Origin of the sequence: Alcanivorax sp. VBW004 (assembly GCF_009718865.1) — a bacterium.
GTDB lineage: Bacteria > Pseudomonadota > Gammaproteobacteria > Pseudomonadales > Alcanivoracaceae > Alcanivorax.
Genome location: NZ_WNHC01000001.1, coordinates 530,994 through 549,753 on the forward strand (window position 1 = coordinate 530,994; position 18,760 = coordinate 549,753).

Here is an 18,760-nt window from a genome sequence, read left to right on the forward strand (position 1 = left end):
GGGAAGTCCTTTATCGATAATGATTCTCAGCCAGATACTCTAGCGTTTTCTTGTGGTAGTGCCTATTGGCACCCTCTATCTTCAACGCTGGCAATGTTTTTATACAATCTCTTCGTGCCATTTTCTTGCACGTTCGGACCACAACGCGTAAATCAGGGACCAGTAAACCTTCGGAGGTGCCGTGAGCGAACAACAAGACAAGATTCTGGTCGTGGATGACGATGCGCGACTGCGTAGCCTGCTGCAACGGTTTCTGGAAGAAGCTGGCTATACCGTAAAGGCGGTGGGCGATGCGGAGCAGATGGACCGTGCCCTGTCCCGCGAGCTGTATTCCCTGATGGTGCTGGATCTAATGCTGCCGGGGGAAGATGGCCTGTCGATCTGCCGTCGCCTGCGTGAGGCCGAGAACGTTATGCCGATCATCATGCTCACCGCAAAGGGCGATGATGCCGAGCGCATTGAAGGCCTGGATGCCGGCGCCGATGACTACTTGCCCAAGCCGTTCAACCCCAAGGAACTGGATGCCCGTATCCGCGCGGTGCTGCGCCGCCATGTGCGCGAGCTGCCCGGGGCGCCCAGCAAGGAAGAAGGGTCGGTGACGTTTGGCCCCTGGATTCTGGATCTGGCCAACCGCACCCTGACCCGCGACGGCGACCCGCAAAGCCTGACCACGGGCGAATTCGCCGTGCTCAAGGCATTGCTGCAGAACCCCCGCGAGCCGCTTACCCGTGACAAGCTGATGAGCCTGGCCCGGGGCCGCGAATGGTCGGCCATGGAGCGCTCCATCGACGTGCAGGTCTCGCGCCTGCGCCGCCTGCTGGAAGACGACCCCTCCAAACCCCGCTACATCCAGACGGTCTGGGGTGTGGGGTATGTGTTTGTGCCTGATTAAGAGACGCAGCATGTACCACGCTTCACGCACCACGCGCGTGTTGCGTGAGGCATGCAGCGTGTAAGCTGCCTTGATGACACTCTATCCCCGCACAGCCTTTGTTCGCTCCGCCATTGTGGTGGGCCTGGTGATTGGGATCAGCCAGGCGCTGACCCTGTGGTTCTTTGCCCGTAATGCCTACCTGCCCGGTATCCGTGAATATGCCCGCTTGACGGTATTGCAAGCAGAGCTGGCGTTTGATGATTCGCGGGCGGCCGCGGATGCGGATCTGGCTGACCGGCTGGGTAATGCCACCGGTATTACGGTGGCGATTCCAGAGAAACTTCACGATGGCACCATGCTGCTGTCGCGTCCGGTGGTGGGCCGTTTTCAGGAAGAACTGGAAGGCATGCTGGAAGAGCCGGTGACGGTGCGTCTGGAAGACAACCGCCAACCGGTTCTGTGGGTGAATGCGCCGTCGTTTGGTGAGCAGTGGGTGCGGGTGCCCATGGCGTTCTTCCGGGATTACGATCGCTACCTGTTGTTGGGCTGGGGGGTGACCGTGCCTTTGCTGGCCATCATCGGCGGCTTGCTGATTGCCCGGGGGCTGAACTTGCCGTTGCGACGGCTGGCCAAAGTGGCCTTGAAAGTGGGGCGTGGAGAGGCGGTGCCGGTGCTGGATACCACCATCGGCCCGGAGGAAATTCAGGCAGTGAATGCCGCCTTTAACCGGATGACCAGTGACTTGCAGCATGCCCAGCGAGATCGGGCGTTGCTGCTGGCCGGGGTGTCCCATGATTTGCGAACCCCGCTGACACGTTTGCGCCTGTCGGCGGAATTCATGCAGGACGAAGAGCTGGCAAAAGGCATTATCGAAGACATTGAGGATATGGATGCGATCCTCGATCAATTTATTTCCTTTATCCGTGATGGTGCGGATGAGCAGCCGGATTTTGAAAACCTCAATGACCTGATTCAGGAAGTGGCCGGCAAGTACCCGGCGGAGCAATTACGGTTCGAGCTGGAAGACCTGCCCCGGCTTATGCTCAAACGGCTGACGGTAAAACGGATGCTGGCCAACCTGGTGGGCAATGCCCTGAAGTACGGTGCCTCACCGGTGGAGGTGCGCACCGCGGTGGCGGAAAACAAGGTCGTGTTGACGGTGCGTGATCACGGTCGCGGTGTGCGTGAAGAGGATATTCCGTTGCTGCTGCAGCCGTTTTCCCGGGGGGAAAAGGCGCGCACTCTCAGTGGCAGTGGTTTGGGGCTGGCCATCGTGAAGCGGATTGTGGACATGCACCACGGTGATATTCAGCTGGCCAATCACCCCCATGGTGGACTGCTGGTGGAGGTGCGTTTTCCGGTAACCGGTAAATTCGTGCAACCCGAACCCTTGTCCGCCGGTGTGAGATAAATCCAGCGGTAACAAAAAACCACATTCTGTGGCCCGGAATGTGCGCTGGCGCAAAGTTTGCGGCGCAAGGGTCGGTGCATTCTAGGGAACCTCTGAATAACTCTTTGCGTACTCAGTCTTTCAGGCTGGTTCGCAATCTAGGCGCGTTTTTGAAGGTGTATGTCCATCCATCGAAAAAGCGCAACAACGAGTGCGGGCCAGCCTGGAAGACCCGAAGGGCGCGGCCTGAAGCGCACATCTGCTGCGCCTTGCCTCTCGGAAAGGGAGCCACCCTGACCATCGAGACAAGACTCAACAGCTGCACGCTTCAGGCTCACGCTGAGCATGCAAAGAGTTATTCAGAGGTTCCCTGGTACGCAGTTACTGGCATGGGTAACTGGAAAAGAACGAACAACAGACAGCCTATAGTAGCGATAAAAAATTGAATCCTGTTGCAATAATATCTTGTTGATGCCACTGCCAACCTGTTCGAAGAACACAGTGTGAACAGGCGAATGGGACAAAGAAGCAGGCGCAATAAGCAGGAACTAATAAGCAAGAAAAAAACGCAAGCAACGGAGCGAACACCAAATGGACTTGGGAGAGAGCCTTATGAATACCCTCGCAGCGTGGCGGCCGCCACGATGAATGTTATTTCCTGTCAAACCCGACTCGCTGATTCGCGCACAGGTTGACTGTAGCCGGTTGATGTTTGTGTTGTGAATGCCGATAGCCTGTTGTGGCCCGTGTGCCATAAGAGGTTTTGGGCCGCACGCCTGTGCGGCCCTTTTTTCGTTTCTTTTCCTGTAGGTGTTACTTTCTTGTTGAGGAAACGGAGCCGCCCGTTATTCTCGGAAAGGAATATGATTTGCTGGCGGGCCATTGAAGGCATTAAGGGAGCGATGATGAAACAACAGGGGAAGTATTCTTATTCGGTGGCGGCGGGACTCGTCGCCTTGGCCTGTGTGATCAGTGGGCCGGTGTCTGCCAAGGATGATCCGTTATTGCCCGGGTATGTGGGGGTGCAGTACAACCTGCTCGATCAGCAGATTTCTGCCGGCGATGATGCGCAACCGCGCAGCGTTCAGGCGGTGTGGGGCTGGCAGTACAATACGCTGCTCGCGCTGGAGGCCCGGCTGGGCTATGGCGTCAGCGATGATGAGGGCGGGCTGGATACGGCCCGGGTCAGCGTGGACCCGCAATGGCTGGTGGGGGGCTATCTGAAAATGGGGCTGAGCTACCGTTTGCCGCTGTCCCCCTATGTGCTGCTTGGGCACTCCTCGGTGAAGCGCGAGGTCACCGTGGCCGGCGGCGATACCGAAGAGGACGTTGCCAGCGATCCCTCCTACGGCATGGGGGCGTCGATCAAATTGAACGAACGCAATGCCCTGACAGTGGAATGGCTGCAGCTGGATGATGACGACAATGACCTGACCACCGTTAACGTGGGCTATCTTTTCCGTTATTGAGCGTCAGATTGCGTGGCCAGGCCGGCGGCGGCGTGACGTTTTTCCAGGCTGCGGCCGGCCAGGAAAATCAGTAATCCGCCGATAGCCAGCGCGGCCCCCACCAGGCCGGTGGCGGACCATTGTGCGCCCATCTTGATGGTGACGCCGGCCAGCCAGGCGCCCAGCGCGTTGGCCAGGTTGAAGGCGGCATGGTTCATGGAGGCCGCCATGGTCTGGGCGTCTTCCGCCACATCCATCAGTCGGGTCTGCAATGCCGGGCCCAGCGCCATGCTGGTGCCTACCAGCCCCACGAAGAGGATGGCGGGCAAGGGCCAGTCGGCGGCAAAGTAAAAGCCGGCCTGAATCAGCGCACACCAGATCAGGATGCGCGGTATGGCACGCAGCAAGTTGCCGTCTGCTGCGCGGGCACCGGCAAAGTTACCGATGATGGTGCCGATGCCGAAGATCATCAGCACCATGGGGCCCCAGCTTTCCGCCATGCCGGATTGCTCGGTGAGGGTGGGCATCACATAGCTGAAGACGGAGAACATACCGCCGAAACCGATGCTGGCGACCCCCAGGGTGAACAGCACCCGCTGTTTGACCAGCGCGGACAATTCGCGACGCGGGCTGGCGTTCGGGTCCGGCGGCTGGGCGGGTACCCACAGGCGGATCAACAGGGCGGTGCACAGGGCAATCACGCCCACCCCGATAAAGGCCACTTCCCAGCCGAACAGATTGCCCGCCCAGGTGGCCAGGGGCGCGCCGACCACGATGGCAATGGTCAGCCCGCTCATCACCCGGGCGACGGCGCGAGCACGCATGTGATACGGCACGGCGGAGGCCGCCACCAGGGCGGCGACACCAAAGTAGGCGCCATGGGGCAGCCCGGCGAGAAAGCGCAGGCCCACGAAGGTCCAGAAATCCGTGGCCAGGGCGCTGGTCATGTTGCCCACGGCAAACACCAGCATCAGGGCGATCAACAATCCTCGCCGGGGCACCCGGGCGGCGAGAGCGGAAATCAGCGGCGCACCGACCACGACCCCCAGCGCATAACTGCTGATGGCATAGCCCACATCCGGAACCGGTACTTGCAGGTCGGTGGCCACGCGCTGCATCAGCCCCATAATGACGAACTCGCCGCTGCCAATACCAAAGCCGCCGAGGGCCAGAGCGAGGGAAAGGCGAAGCAAGCGACTGGAGTCGGAGGACATAAAGGTTCCTGGATGAAGGCAGCGGGCAGGTCTGTGACGGATGGGGTGAGACTGTCGATATTGAACAGGGTTCATTCTAGCATGCGAAAAATGGTTTAGTGCCCGGAGCAGGCAAGAAAACGCCAGCAGGAACAATGCGCAAGAATAAAGAAATAATGAAGGAGAAACGATGAAAGTGACACGCATCATGGCCAATGTGGCCACGGGCGATCTGGGCAAGGCGCAGGCCTTCTATGGCGACCTTCTCGGCCTGGACCGGATTATGGATCATGGCTGGTTCCAGACCTATGGCTCGGCAGAAACCATGACGGTGCAGCTGAGTTTTGGCTCCCAGGGTGGTTCAGGCACAGCGGTACCGGACCTGTCCATTGAAGTGGATGATCTGGACGAGGCATTGAAGCGGATGCAGCAGGCGGGGGTGCCGGTGGAATACGGGCCGGTGAATGAGCCCTGGGGCGTGCGACGCTTCTATGTACGTGACCCGTTCGATCGACTGTTGAATATTTTGCAGCATCAATAACCGCCCCTCTTGCCCGAGCAGGGTGGAGAGGCGGTATGGCGTCACAGGGCGCTGGTTGGCACCAGCGGAATGTTCACCCGCGATGGCATGGCCGGGGCGCTGTAGATGGTCATGGCGCCCAGCAGGCTGGTGAGCAGGTCGGGGATCGGGCTCAGGCCATGGGGCAGGTCACTGGTGCCCACGCTGATGCGCAGCTTTTCCCCGGCCTTGATCAGGGCGCTGGTGGGGAACACTTCCACATCGGCGCGGAAGGCGGTCAGCGGGGTGATCGTCCGTTTTGATTCTGCGCTAAACGGATGCCAGGGCTGGATCAGTTTGCCGTTCATAAAACGGGAGCGGCTGGCATCAAAGGCACTCATGGACGCCATCTGAATGCCGTGGGTTAGTGGCCGGGCAATGCCGTTGTCGCCCACCACGCTGACGCGCACGGTGACATTGGTATCCAGGGCAGTGGTGGACGCCCAGATCTGCCCGGTGATCGGGCCGTTGATGGCCATGTCTTCTTCCAGCGGTTCGCTGGTGTACACCGCTTCCAGCAGATTGGCCACGTTGTCCTGTGCCGAGCAGGGCGGCAGGATCAGGCCGAGCACACCTGCAGTCCACTGGCTGGCGCTGGCGGAACACAGGCCATTGACCGGCGTCTGCAGCAGGCTGGTCTGTTTGCTGGTGGTTGGAGCGCTGTGGGAAATACTGCCGAACAAGGGGGCGCCGGGCTGGCCATGGAGGTAAAAGGTTTCCGCTTGCGCGTCCGGGTGTGGCCAATCGGCGGCGGTGACGAAACGTTCTTCGCCGGTGTAGTACTGCGTCACCGGCGGGAAATCCCCAGCGCCGGTGTCCATGCCTTTCAGGTACTGGTCGAACCAGGCCAAGCGGATGGGGCCCAGGGCCGGCACGCCATCGGCGGGCAGGCCGGCCCCGGAGGAGCCGTCCAGATGTTCCCAGGGGCCGATCAGCAGCTTGGCGGTGGTGTGGTCTTTCAGGCCTTCATAAATCAGTGGCTCGCCGCGCTGGAAAATATCATTCAACCCGCCCACCACAAAGGTCGGCGCGGTGATCTTGTCGATCTGTTCCAGCGGTGAGCGGATGCGCCAGAATTCGGTGTCGTATTTGTTTTCATCGCCAATCAGCGCACCGGCCACCACCGGTACCTGAAACTCGGTGAGGGCGCCCTGCAAATGTTGCAGCAGGGTGGTCAGGTAATAGCCCGGTTCGCCGTTATCCAGCCCGGCGGGGGTGGGGATGATGCCCAGCCCGGTGACCAGGGTGACCCACAGGGGAATAAAGCCTGCGTTGATCTGCCCGCCAGTGAAGACGATATCCCGGTAGGCATCGCCCATGGGCACGATGGCAAAAATGGCTTTCACCGCCGGGTCTTCCTGGGCACCGGCCAGCAGGCCGGTGATGCCCATATAAGACGCGCCGTTCATGCCGATGCTGCCGTTGCTCCAGGGCTGCACCTTGATGTACTCCAGCAACTCACCGATATCGTCCTGGTCAATCTGGCTGAATGCCTGCCAGCTGCCTTCCGCTGCCCCGGTGCCGCGCAGATCCACAATGATGTAGGCGTACCCTCTTTTCACCAGCGCCGGGTCGGCGGCACCGATGGCGCCGAGCGCCTGGTTGTAACCGGTAAAGGTCGCAATCACCGGGAACGGGCCGTCGATGGCATTGCCGTTTTCGTCCGCTGGCAGGGTGACGGTGGCGGCCAGACGAATGCCGTCGCGCATGGTGATCAGCTTCTGGGGCAGGTTGACGGTGTTCGGGTATTCCTCGTCGCGCTGGTAGGGCTCGCTCCAGGCCAGATTCACCGGTGTGCTTTCCTCCTCGCCAGCATCGTTATCGGTATCGTCACCGCTGTCGCCGCCCGTGTTGGCGTTGGGGCTGTTGGGTGCATTGGCAACGGTCGGGGCGCTGCCGCTACCTCCGCCGCAGGCGGTCAGTTGCAGTACCAGGCCAAGGAGAATGACGATCAGAGTGCGGCCATTCAGGCGCGCTGAGGATGAAGCGGGCATGGTGCGGTCCCTGTGTTGTTATGGTGGCGGCTCGCCATGGAGCGAGACATTTTTTTATAGGTGTATCAGCGTAGGCGGGATGGCAGTGCAAATCTGTGGGTACCTTGGTGCCCAAGCGTGAAAGATGCTGGGGCTTTTGTGACGGACTGTAATCTGTCTCTGGTCGGAGACGTTTGTGGTGGCAGGACTGATGGCGGAGTCACCGGGTGCGGCGTAGCTCAGTGGTTTGGGGTGATTGGGGTTTGCGTTTTGCCTGGGCAGTTTGCTGTTGGGAAAGCCGGACCCCGGTTCCCCCGGGTGTGAGGCTCTGAGCCGAAGAGCTGGTGGCGTTGTGGTCACTGAAGTCTTGGTTCGTGAGACACACTAGGGCCTGTTAACACTACCGAGATAACGCCTGCTGGATGCGTTTTTTCGTCCAGTGGTGTCAGTCGGTGTGCCGTGTAGTCATTCTACATAAACAGCGGATGGCGCTGCTGGGCGGAAAAAGGGACCAGCCCTTCGGGTTGAGCCCCAAAAGCCGTCACTCGTCGTTATTCGTCACTCATTTGGAGCCACCAAACATCACTCCTCATGCCTAGATTGACGGCTTTTGGGGCTCAACAGGTGTCATCTCGGTAGTGTTAACAGGCCCTGGCCACCAGGCGGTGTTGCTTTGAGGGCCAGGCATCCTGCGGTGAAATACGAGACGGTCGCGCTAATCAGCGCTTCGTTACTACTCTGCCGGGTTCAGTTTCAGCAGCTGACCATTGTTGCTGTCGGTGAGCAGGTACAGGTAACCGTCTGGCCCCTGGCGAACGTCGCGAATGCGCTGTTTACGATCACTCAGCAGCCGGGTTTCGCTGACTGGCTGCTGCCCGTCAAACGCCACCATGTTTAGATGCTGCAATTTGAGTGCACCGTTTGCCGTGTGGCCTTGCCAGTCGGGGTAACGGTCGCTGGTAATGAAGGCCATGCCGGCGGGCGCGATGGAAGGGGTCCAGTGTAGCAAGGGCTGGGCATAGCCTTTTTTCTCGGTGTCGCCAATGCTGGGGCCGTAATATTCCCGCCCATAGGTAATCACCGGCCAGCCATAATTGACGCCGGGTTTTACCGCATTGATCTCATCGCCCCCGCGGGGCCCGTGTTCGTTCAACCAGGGTTTGCCGGTTTGTGGATGCAGGGCCAGGCCCTGGGGATTGCGGTGGCCCCAGCTCCAGATCTCGCTGGCCTGGTCGGCCTGGCCCACCAACGGATTGTCTTCCGGGATGCGGCCATCGTCGTGCAGACGCAGAACGCTGCCGGCTGGATCCTGGGTATTCTGGGCGCGCTCGCGTTGCCCGCGGTCGCCAATGGTCAGGAACAGGTAGCCGTCATTATCGAACAGGATGCGGCCACCAAAATGTTTGGCGGTATTGGTGCAGGATTTCTCTGCCACATACACCGTCTGGAAGTCGTTCAGGCTGCCGGCTTCATAGGTGCCGTAGCCCACCGCAGTGGTGCCGCCCTCGTCGCCGCAGGGTTGGGCATAGCTCAGGTACAGGCGCTGGTTCTCGGCGAAGTTTGGGTGGGGCAGCACATCAAACAGCCCGCCCTGGCCGGAGGCCACGACGTCCGGTACGCCATCCACATTGGTGTCTTGCAGTTCGCCATCCACAACCCGTCGCAGTGTGCCGCGCCGTTCCGTAATCAGCCATTCGTTGTCTGAGACAAACGCCAGTGACCAGGGATGATGCAGGCCATCGGTGATCTCGGTAGCGGTGATGCTGTCGTTGGTTTGTGGCTCCAGGGTGGCGGTGGTGTCCGCGCAGGCGATGAGGGCAAGGCTGGACAGCATGGCGGTAATGGCAGGACGCATGGCAGGCTCCGAATCGAATATGATTCGAAGCATGCCATGGGGCTGTGGCAGATAAAACCGTTTACTCCGGGTGCGTCTGGAAGCCAACGCTGAAACGGTTCCACATATTGATAACGCCGATGACGTAGCTCAGGTCACTGCGTTCTTTCTCGCTGAAGTGTTCCGCCAGAGCTTCATAGGCGGCGTCGCCATCGCCGCCCTGGCTGAGGCGGGTCAGGTATTCTGTCCAGCCCAGCGCAGCCTGCTCCCGCTCACTGAACCAGTCGGTATCCCGCCAGCCAGCGACAGTATCAATGCGTGCGTTGTCCTCCCCCAGTTTGCGTGCCTGGGCGGCGTGCATGTGCATGCAAAAGGCACAGCCGTTGATCTGCGAAGCCCGCAGTTCCACCAGGGCAATCAGTCGCTTGTCCAGCCCGGTGGCGTCGATGGCCGCCTGGGTGTTGAACATGGCTTTCATGGTGTCCGGTGAGGCGGTGTAGTAATTGAATCGGGCTTTCATGATGATGCAGTCCTTTTGTCAGTGTTCCGACTCGGGAACGGTCGGCGTCATGTGCTCTGTGCCGTCGTAAAGCCGTGGCGGCGGGAGACGTGTTTCTGGCACACGATGTGCTGGGAGGCAAACACGCTGCAATTCGCTGACCGGGTCCCGCCACAAGACAGGCTTACTCTTCAGGTAAATATTGGGTTATGTCGGTCCACGGAATCAGGCGGTTCAACTGGATGGTTTCAAAGACTTCCCTGGCCTTTCTCTTGCTGCTCATTTGAGCCAGCAAGACTAGCGCGCCCTGGTAGGATGGGACGCCTCCGTTGCTGGATATCCTGTTGCGGTCAACGACGACATTGCGGTCTTCGATCACATTGATCCTGGGGAACTCTCGCTGTAACTGGGGTTCGCCACCAGCCCAGGTGGTAGCGGTGTAGCCATCAAGCAAGCCTGCGTGGGCGTACAAAAAAGCCCCGGAGCAATTGCTGGCCAGCCATGACGCGGTTTTTGCCTGTTCGGTAAGAAATGTTGTTAGATCAGCGTTTTTAAACAGCGAGTCCATAACATAGGAGCTGGTTACGATCAGTGCATCCAGTTTGGGGCTGTCGTAAATGGTGTTGTCGACCGTCAAGCGTATCCCTTCCTCGGTAGTCACAACGGTTGTGTCTTTATCTACGCCAATCAAAAGTACCTCATAGTTTGAAAACCACGACTTTCTCGTCGCGACACCAAACACTTCCGCTGGTGCCGTGACATCACTCGTTAGCACCTTGTCATAAACCAGAATCCCAATTCGCTGGTCTGCGGCAATGGAGGGTAATGAATACAGCGCCACGACAATCAGTATCGTGATTCTCACTATCCGCTTTTTGCTATTCATTGGGTTTGCCTTTTGATGGAAACAGTTCATTCGCATTCGTCAATATTGATGATGGCACGATGGCTTAACGGGCGAGGCCGTAGCGCAAAGTCGATGAGTCGTGTTCATCCTGATGCTAATCTACCGCCATATGGTTTGGTAAAAAGGACCAGTTTTCTATTATTAAGGAGACCAATTTGCAGCTGCATCTGGTGCTGAATGGCGAAGGGCCGTTGCAGGCTCAGCTTTACCGTGAGCTACGCCAGGCTATGCAGGATGGCCGCTTGCAGGTGGGGGAGCGGATGCCGCCAAGCCGGGTATTGGCCCGTGAACTGGCGTTGTCGCGGCAACTGGTGGTGGTGGCGTATGAACGGCTGATCGCGGAAGGCTTTCTTTGCGCGCGGCCGGGTAGCGGTACCTTTGTTGCCCGTTTGCCTGCCAGTGAAGCGGTGGCGATATTGCCGGCAGGCGTGAGCCCTGGACCCCACTGGGTGATGCATCCGGTGTGGGGGAGCGCGCCCGCTCGGCGTTTTAATTTTGCGGGTGGGGTGACCGAGCGGGAACAGCTACCGTGGCAGGCGTGGCGGCGCTGTCTGAACCGGGCGGTACGGGATCAGCAGGCGGAGACTTTGCTTTATGGCGAGGTGCAGGGGGACCTGCGTCTGCGCCTGGGGTTGGTCGATTATCTGGGCTACAGCCGTGGGCTGCCATGCAGCGCGGATCAATTACTGATTACGCAAGGCGCCCAGCAGGGACTGGATTTGTTGGCGCGGGTGCGCCTGGCTCCCGGGGATTGCGTGGCAATGGAAGAGCCGGGCTATCCTCCTGCCCGGGCAGTGTTCGAGGCGGTTGGGGCAAAAGTGATACCTGTGCCGGTGGATGAGGAGGGGCTGTGTGTTGATCGCATTCCAGATCAGGCACGCCTGGTCTATGTGACTCCATCGCACCAGTTTCCGTTGGGCATGCCGATGAGCCTTTCCCGGCGTTTGGCATTGCTGGAGCGGGCCCGTGCTACCGAGATGTTGATAGTGGAAGATGACTACGACGGCGAGTTTCGTTTTGAAGGGCGACCACTGGAGGCGCTCAAGCGGTTGGATCATCATCAGCAGGTGGCGTATCTGGGCAGCTTTTCAAAAGTGCTCCATGCCAGTTTTCGTATGGGGTACATAGTGATGCCGGGCGGTTTGCAGGCTGCGTTGTTGCAGGCCAAGTCGCTGACCGACTCGAGCAGTAACGACCTGACCCAGCGTGCGCTGGGCTATCTGATCGAGCAGGGTGACTTTGCCCGTCACTTGAAGCGGATGCAGCGCCGCTACGCATCACGCCGTGAAAAACTGCTTGCTGCATTGCGGGGGCAATCGGCGCTGACGGTTCTGCCGCAGATGGCCGGGTTGCATATTGCGGTGCGCACGCCGCCGGTGAGGGACTTGGCTGACGCCTTGATCAGAGAGGGCGTTACCGCCATGTCGCTGGAGAGTTTATATATGGCGGAACCGGCGGTGCCGGGCGTGCTGCTGGGGTTCGGTGCCCTGCCGGACGACACCATCGAGGATGGGGTCAGTGCCCTGGCCGGGGCACTGGCCCGATAAAACCGTTTCGAGGTCCGAGTTTCGCGTTACGAAAACCTGACATTTCCGCTCTTTCAGGTTTTGCCTTTCGAAACTCGCTTTTCGCGACTGCGGTTGTTTCGCCGTCGGCGACGTCTTCGCTGTGCCGCTTCTGTGGCAGAGCTGACCGGTTAAAGAACGCCGATATGGGTGAGCACTTCCTGATCCGGGAAACCGTCCGCCACCATACCATTGGCCTGCTGGTAACGGGCCAGGGCCTGGCGGGTGCTGGGTCCGAGCAGGCCGTCTTCTGCGCCCGCATCATGGCCCTGTTGATTCAGCGTCTGCTGAAGCCGGGTGACCTGCTCGCGATTCAGTTTGGGGGCAGGAACGGGCGCCTGGTGAAGGGCGCCGCCGCCGGCAATGCGGTCCGCCAGCCGGCCCACCGCAATGGCGTAGGATTCTGACCGGTTCCAGCCCATGATCACGCGGAAATTCTGGTAGGCGAGAAAGGCCGGGCCGTTATGGCCGGACGGGACCACCAGTGCCGCTTCCATGTCTGCCTGGGGCAGGGGCTGACCATTGGGCATGCGCACACCCAGCTTGGCCCAGTCACTGAGGCTGCGCTGATGGGCGAAACCGGTTAGCTGGAAATCGAAATTGTCAGGCAGCGTGACTTCCCTTCCCCAGCGCTGTTCCCGTTGCCAGCCCAGCCCTTGCAGGAAATTGGCCGCGGAGGCGAGAGCGTCGTCTTCGCTTTTCCACAGATTGCGGCGGCCGTCACCATCGTGATCGATCGCGTACTTGAGAAAAATGGCGGGCATGAATTGGGTCTGGCCCATGGCGCCGGCCCAGGAACCTTCCATCTGGCTGGCTTCCACATCGCCGGACTGAATGATGCGCAAAGCGTTCATCAGCTCGCCGGAAAAGTAATCGCCCCGACGGCCTTCGCACGCCAGGGTGCTGAGTGCATCCAGTACCGGGATGCTGCCCAGAAAGCCGCCGTAATTGGTTTCCAGCCCCCAGAAAGCGACCAGGTAATGGCCGGGGATGCCGTATTCGCGGGTGAGTGCCTGTAGCAGGGGTTGTTGTTCGCGGTACTTTTTACGGCCGGTTTCGATACGCGTTTCGCTGACCCGGCGGGTGTAATAGTCCGCGAAGCTGCTGGTGAATTCCGGCTGGCTGCGATCCAGTTCGATCACCCGCTGGTTCAGTTTGACGGTATTCAGGCTGCGGCTGATCACCTGGGCCGGGATGCCGGCCTCATCGGCCTGGGCCCGTAATTGGGCCATGCATTGTTCAAACTCGGCGTTGTCCAGGGCATAACTGGCATGGCTGGCGAGCAGGGTGGCACTGGCAAACAGGGCGGCGCGAATCGAGGGCATGGGGTCTCCACCATCAAACGGAATAAGGCGACACAGAGCATAACGCTGTTGTTGTCGGGGTGCGGCACATAACAACAAAAAAACAGAAAAAATCTGTCTTTACGGTTGCCCGGATTGCCGCGATGACAGCGGCAAATAAAAGGTGCAGACTTTTGCTATTGCCATTGCTTCAAGCAAGGAGGGCCTGTGAAGCACCAGTATGCTGTGATCGGTTTGGGCAGTTTTGGTTCCACCATTGCGCAGGAATTGACGCGCCTGGGGCACGATGTCATGGGCGTGGATATCGATGGTGAGCGGGTGGAGTATTACGCCGACAAACTGTCGCAAACCCTGATTGCCGACGGCACCAGTGACAAGGTGGTGGCCGAGCTGGATTTGCCAGCCTTTGATGCGGTGGTAGTCGCCATTGGTGAAAATCTGGAAGCCAGCATTCTGACTACCCTGGCGCTGAAAAGTGCGGAGGTGGAACAGGTATGGGTCAAGGCGATCAGTGAACCCCATCACCGGATCCTGTCGCGATTGGGGGCCAACCGGATTATTCACCCGGAGCATGAAATGGGCATCCGCGTTGCCCAGACCATCGTGCACCCGGAAATGCTCGACTATATTTCCCTGGGTAACGATTGGCTGGTGGTAGAGGTGAAGGTGGATAAACGCTTTGCCGGGATGACCGCATCCGAGCTGCCGCTGAAGGATGAAGAGCTGCGCCTGGCGCTGGTCAAGCGCGGCACCCAGGTGTGGCAAGCGCCGTTTGAAGGGCTGGAATTGCAAGAGAAAGACCAGTTGGTGCTGATGGGCACGCTGCATGACTTGCTGCGGTTTTCCAAAGCGCAATGAGGCCCTGGTTCGCACGCCGTTTTGGTGTTTCCCGCCCCCATATCCACAAGCCGCTGGTGTCTCCGCCAGTGGCGCTGGCCGGCAGTTTTTTCTTTTTAATCGTATTGGGCGCGTTGCTGCTCAAGTTGCCTATCGCTACCCATTCGCCAATCAGCTGGTTGCAGGCCATGTTCACGGCTACCTCTGCGGTGACGGTGACGGGCCTGTCGGTGGTGGATGTGGGCAGCCAGTTCACCCTGTTCGGCCAGTGGGTGTTGCTGCTACTGATTGAGGCCGGCGGCATTGGCATCATGACCTTTGCGGCGGCCACCTTGCTGGCCATTGGGCATCGGCTGGGTATCGGTGAGCAGCAGTTGATTCGTGATTGCATGAACTACAGTCGGGTCAGTGATATCGCCTGGCTGATTCGCCGGATCCTGGTGGTGGTAGTGGTGGTGCAGGCGGTGGGTATGGCGCTATTGATGTGTGTCTGGGTGCCCGCGCTGGGTTGGGGGCAGGGCACGTTTCACAGCCTGTTCTATGCGGTGTCGGCATTCAATAACGCGGGCTTTGCGCTCAGTGCCGACAGCCTCACCGGCTGGGGTGGGCACTGGGGCATTGTGCTGATCATTACCACCATGATCATCGTGGGCGGGCTGGGCTTTACGGTGCTGGCGGATTTCGGAAAAGGCTGGCGCTGGCGCGGGTTGTCCCTGCACAGCAAGTTGATGCTGGTGGGCACCGGGGTGTTGTTGGCGGCCACGTTGTTGTTCTTCATGCTGGCGGAGTGGAATAACCCCGGCACCCTGGGTGATATGAGTGTCAGCGACAAATTGGCGGCGTCCTGGTTTCATGCGGTGACGCCGCGTACTGCCGGGTTCAATGTGGTGGACATGAGCGCTTTGTCGCTGCCGACTAGCCTGTTTTATCTGCTGCTGATGTTTATCGGTGCGGGCACCAATTCCACCGGTAGTGGTATCAAGGTAACCACCTTTATGGTGTTGCTGCTGGCAACGCGGGCTTTCCTGCGTGGGCGGCCCCTGCCGGTGATCTTCGGCCGGCAGATTTCTTCAACGCTGGTGTACAAATCCCTGGCGATTACCTTTATTGCCTGCGGGGTGGTGTTTGTGGCGTTGATGGCACTGTCGGTCACCGATGCCCGGTTGGGCTTTGAGGATCTCACGTTCGAAGTGGTGTCGGCGTTTGGCACCGTGGGGTTATCGCGGGGCATTACCGGTGAGCTGTCGTCAGCGGGGCAGTGGGTGATCATGCTGGTCATGTTTGTGGGCCGGATCGGCCCGTTGACGCTGTCATTCCTGCTGACCCGTCCGCGCCAACCGGTGGTGCGTTATCCGGAAGGCGAGGTTTATATCGGTTAATTGATAACGAAGAATGGCTTATTGCGCGGGGAGGTCGATCTGCTGGCGCTTCACGCGAATAGCTGTGCTGCGGGCCAGAATCTTCAGGCCCCGTGCTTCGCAGTGAGCGCGGGTGAAGGCGGCGCCGAACAGCAGGATCATGGACGAGTAGTACACCCACATCAGCAACACCACCAGGGACCCGGCGGCGCCGTAGGTGGACGCCGTGGCTGTATGGGCCAGGTACAGGCCGATCAGTGCGCGGCCGACAGAAAACAGGATCGCGGTGACCAGTGCTGCAGGCATAACGGCTTTCCAGTTCAGTACCACATCGGGCAACACCCGGAACATGGTGCCGAACAGCAGGCCGATCACCAGCAGGGAGACGCTCATCTCAACGACCACTACCACTGCGCCGTGAATGGGTAGCCAGCTTTCCGCATAGACGATGATTGCCTGGACCACCACGTTCAGCAGCAGCGAGACCAGCAATACAAAACCCAGCGAAATCACCACCGTCAGCGACAGCAACCGGCTTTTGATCAGGGCGGCGATGGTGTTGCGTGAAGGGCGCGGCATCACCTCCCAGATGGCATTCATGGAGCGCTGCATCTGGGCAAACACGGTGGTGGCGCCAATGATCATGACCAGCAGGCTGAGCATGCCGGCGAGCAGGCCCTGGCTGGGTGCTTGGGTATTGGCGATGGCGTTTCGGACTTCGTTGGCCGCTTCCGGGCCGATGGTGGCTTCCAGCTGGCCGAGAATTTCGGTCATGGCGGCGTCACTGGTCATCACCAGGGAGATGACTTTGACCGCCAGGATAATCACCGGGGCAAGAGAGAACAGGGTGAAGAAAGCCAGCGAGCCGGCGTAGCTGACGGCGTTGCCCTCCAGCCACAGGCGCACCGTGTTTTTGAAAATGCCGAACCAGTAGAGTGCGATCGCTTTCATTGTCATCCCGGCGTCAGTGTCCTGCTGGCAGTGTAGCGACTGCCGCCGGGAGAGGCGAATGCTGATGGCTTATTCCGCGGGCACATCCCAGCGAATGGTGACTGGCTGTCGGCCCCATTCCCGTGCTGTCTGCCGGTCTTCCATCAGGATGTCGATGTGATCGGTCCAGCGCTTGTTCATCTTGTCGAGCACCTGATAGGTGCCGGGCAAGCCGTCAATGCGGACTTCGGTCTGGTGGGTGAGTCCCGCCTTGATCAGGTCGCGGGATACGGCAATGGCTTTCATGCCGGGCTCCAGCTGGTCGCCCCAGGCGGCCAGGCCCACGTTACCTTTCTTGGTTTCTGCTTCGGAGAGGGTGTACGCAGAGGCGCTGACTTCACGGCTGACTTCGGTGGTGTTGTCACAGCCGGTGATGGCCAGGATCAACGTCAGGCCGGTGATCCATTGGCCGAGTTGCAAGGTGCGTGGCAATACGTCGTGCATGGTTCCCCCTGTGTTGTGTGATAAGAACCACACTGGCAGGGAGGGTGTGAAGATGCCATCAAAGAAAAGCCCGGGGTGCCGAAACGCCCCGGGCCTGCTGTGTGCTCAGGAAGCTGTCAGGGTCAGTGCAGTTTCAGTCGCGGGCGTACCAGCTTGTTGAAGCGACCGGCGATGAGCAGCATGATCGTGCGCGGCCAGCCGTAGAGCGCGGCTTGGTGCATACGGTACAGGCTGATGTACATCATCCGGGCGAGCCAGCCTTCCACAAAGAAGTTGCCGCCTTTCAGGTTGCCCATCAGCATGCCCACCGAGCTGTAGTTGGACAGCGACACCAGCGAGCCGTGGTCCTTGTATTCGAAGGGTTTCGGATCGCGATTCATCAGCAGCCGTTGCAGGCTGCGGGCGGTGTGCTGGGCCATCTGCTGGGCGGACTGGGCTCGCGGCGGGATCGGACGTTCCGCGCCTTCCGGGATCAGGAAGGCCGCATCACCGATGATGAAGATGTTCTTCTGGCCTTTCGCCTGCAGGGTCGGCTCCACTTCCACCTGGTTGATACGGTTGGTGGTCAGACCATTAATCTGGCTCAGCCATTCCGGGCATTTCACCCCGGCGGCCCAGACCAGCAGGTCGGCCTTGATGGGATCACCGTCTTTGGGGACCAGCGCCTCGGGGGTGGCCTCGGCCACCATGACGCCGGTGCGCACTTTCACCCCCAGCCCTTCCAGGCGTTTGGTGGCGGTGGCGGAGACCCGCTCACTGAGTACCGGCAGAATACGCGGCGCCGCTTCAATGATATCCACCTGCAGGTGTTTGCGGTCCAGATGTTCGTGGCCATAAAAATTGAGCATGCTGACGGCGTGGTGCAGTTCCGCTGCCAACTCAACCCCGGTGGCGCCGCCACCTACGATGGCCACGGAGACCGGTTTACTTTCATGGTTGGCGTGCAGGCAGGCATTGAGGAAACGCTCACGGAAGCGTTCTGCCTGGGCGCGGCTGTCCATGAACAGGCAATTGTCGCGTACCCCGGGGGTGCCGAAATCGTTACTCTGGCTGCCGGTGGCCAGCACCAGATAGTCGTAACTCAGCTTGCGCTCCGGGAGGACTTCGCTGCCATGGGCATCGTGCAGGGGCGCCAGGGTCAGCGTCTGCCCGGCGGTATCCACCTGGGTCAGGGTGCCGGGTTCAAACCGGTAATGGTTGAGCTGGGCGTGGGCGCGGTAATCCACCGCATCCAGGTCCGCATCGATGGCGCCGGTGGCGACTTCATGAAAGCGGGGTTTCCAGACGTGGATGTTGGATGAATCCACCAGGGTGATATCGGCATTGCCATATTTGCCGAGCTTGGCGCCGAGTTTGGTGACCAGCGGAAGACCACCGGCACCACCGCCGACAACAACAATTCTGGGTTTGCTCATGAGAAGTCCTTTATCTAAGACGGCAAGTCTAGCCTTTGGACATGTCATGTCCAATTGTCGCATGGTATTACGACTTGTTGGGGGGGAAGAGCTGTACTTACGGTCTGGCGTCGATGCTTTTTTTGCGTGAGAGGTGCGTCTGCGTGCCTACAAACAACGAAGGCGCCTTG

General features: G+C 59.7%; 16 protein-coding genes. 7 read left to right on the plus strand and 9 right to left on the minus strand.

From position 1 onward, the window contains the following. Positions 1–181: 181 nt before the first annotated feature. From ompR to F1529_RS02480, 3 genes are all read left to right on the plus strand, one after another. Entirely contained in the window at positions 182–892 is a 711-nt protein-coding gene (ompR, locus tag F1529_RS02470) for a two-component system response regulator OmpR (RefSeq protein WP_007150894.1), read from the plus strand. Between the two features lie 73 nt (positions 893–965). Next, the gene (locus tag F1529_RS02475; RefSeq protein WP_007150769.1) at positions 966–2,285 is read left to right on the plus strand and encodes an ATP-binding protein; all 1,320 of its coding nucleotides are present in this window, start codon (positions 966–968) and stop codon (positions 2,283–2,285) included. Positions 2,286–3,127: 842 nt separating this feature from the next. Beyond that, complete coding sequence (locus F1529_RS02480; protein WP_155131858.1) at positions 3,128–3,733, plus strand: outer membrane beta-barrel protein; 606 nt, start codon at positions 3,128–3,130, stop codon at positions 3,731–3,733. Here the strand turns inward: F1529_RS02480 and F1529_RS02485 are convergent. Next, complete coding sequence (locus F1529_RS02485) at positions 3,727–4,926, minus strand: MFS transporter (RefSeq protein ID WP_155131861.1); 1,200 nt, start codon at positions 4,924–4,926, stop codon at positions 3,727–3,729. The two genes, F1529_RS02480 and F1529_RS02485, sit on opposite strands and share 7 nt — an antisense overlap. A gap of 169 nt (positions 4,927–5,095) precedes the next feature. On the opposite strand from F1529_RS02485, the gene F1529_RS02490 reads away from it, so the two are divergent. Then, on the plus strand, positions 5,096–5,446 hold the full coding sequence (locus tag F1529_RS02490) for a VOC family protein (RefSeq protein WP_155131864.1): 351 nt from the start codon (positions 5,096–5,098) through the stop codon (positions 5,444–5,446). 41 nt (positions 5,447–5,487) lie between these two features. Here F1529_RS02490 and F1529_RS02495 read toward each other — a convergent pair whose 3' ends face one another. The 4 genes from F1529_RS02495 to F1529_RS02510 all read right to left on the minus strand — a co-directional run bounded on the left by F1529_RS02495 (position 5,488) and on the right by F1529_RS02510 (position 10,656). Further along, a complete protein-coding gene (locus F1529_RS02495) occupies positions 5,488–7,458 on the minus strand; it encodes a CocE/NonD family hydrolase (RefSeq protein WP_155131867.1) in 1,971 nt (656 codons plus the stop codon). A gap of 712 nt (positions 7,459–8,170) precedes the next feature. Continuing rightward, positions 8,171–9,292 (minus strand): PQQ-dependent sugar dehydrogenase, encoded by a 1,122-nt coding sequence (locus F1529_RS02500; RefSeq protein ID WP_155131870.1) that lies wholly within the window; start codon positions 9,290–9,292, stop codon positions 8,171–8,173. Between the two features lie 61 nt (positions 9,293–9,353). Then, a complete protein-coding gene (locus F1529_RS02505; RefSeq protein ID WP_155131873.1) occupies positions 9,354–9,791 on the minus strand; it encodes a carboxymuconolactone decarboxylase family protein in 438 nt (145 codons plus the stop codon). 163 nt (positions 9,792–9,954) lie between these two features. Beyond that, positions 9,955–10,656: a DJ-1/PfpI family protein gene (locus F1529_RS02510; protein ID WP_155131876.1), complete on the minus strand. Its 702-nt coding sequence runs from the start codon at positions 10,654–10,656 to the stop codon at positions 9,955–9,957. Positions 10,657–10,832: 176 nt separating this feature from the next. Between F1529_RS02510 and F1529_RS02515 the strand changes: the two genes are divergently transcribed. Beyond that, positions 10,833–12,224: a PLP-dependent aminotransferase family protein gene (locus tag F1529_RS02515; RefSeq protein ID WP_155131879.1), complete on the plus strand. Its 1,392-nt coding sequence runs from the start codon at positions 10,833–10,835 to the stop codon at positions 12,222–12,224. 149 nt (positions 12,225–12,373) lie between these two features. On the opposite strand, the gene F1529_RS02520 is transcribed toward F1529_RS02515, so the two are convergent. Next, positions 12,374–13,567 (minus strand): lytic murein transglycosylase, encoded by a 1,194-nt coding sequence (locus F1529_RS02520; protein ID WP_155131882.1) that lies wholly within the window; start codon positions 13,565–13,567, stop codon positions 12,374–12,376. 186 nt (positions 13,568–13,753) lie between these two features. On the opposite strand from F1529_RS02520, the gene F1529_RS17755 reads away from it, so the two are divergent. Then, a complete protein-coding gene (locus F1529_RS17755; protein WP_007150526.1) occupies positions 13,754–14,404 on the plus strand; it encodes a TrkA family potassium uptake protein in 651 nt (216 codons plus the stop codon). Beyond that, positions 14,401–15,762 (plus strand): TrkH family potassium uptake protein, encoded by a 1,362-nt coding sequence (locus tag F1529_RS02530; protein ID WP_155131885.1) that lies wholly within the window; start codon positions 14,401–14,403, stop codon positions 15,760–15,762. The genes F1529_RS17755 and F1529_RS02530 overlap by 4 nt, the downstream gene beginning before the upstream one ends. Before the next feature lie 18 nt (positions 15,763–15,780). Here F1529_RS02530 and F1529_RS02535 read toward each other — a convergent pair whose 3' ends face one another. The 3 genes from F1529_RS02535 to F1529_RS02545 all read right to left on the minus strand — a co-directional run bounded on the left by F1529_RS02535 (position 15,781) and on the right by F1529_RS02545 (position 18,590). Continuing rightward, positions 15,781–16,692: a YihY/virulence factor BrkB family protein gene (locus F1529_RS02535; RefSeq protein ID WP_007150093.1), complete on the minus strand. Its 912-nt coding sequence runs from the start codon at positions 16,690–16,692 to the stop codon at positions 15,781–15,783. A 69-nt stretch (positions 16,693–16,761) separates the two neighbouring features. Beyond that, entirely contained in the window at positions 16,762–17,175 is a 414-nt protein-coding gene (locus F1529_RS02540; protein WP_155131888.1) for a 3D domain-containing protein, read from the minus strand. 122 nt (positions 17,176–17,297) lie between these two features. After that, on the minus strand, positions 17,298–18,590 hold the full coding sequence (locus tag F1529_RS02545; protein WP_155131891.1) for an NAD(P)/FAD-dependent oxidoreductase: 1,293 nt from the start codon (positions 18,588–18,590) through the stop codon (positions 17,298–17,300). Positions 18,591–18,760 lie beyond the last annotated feature (170 nt).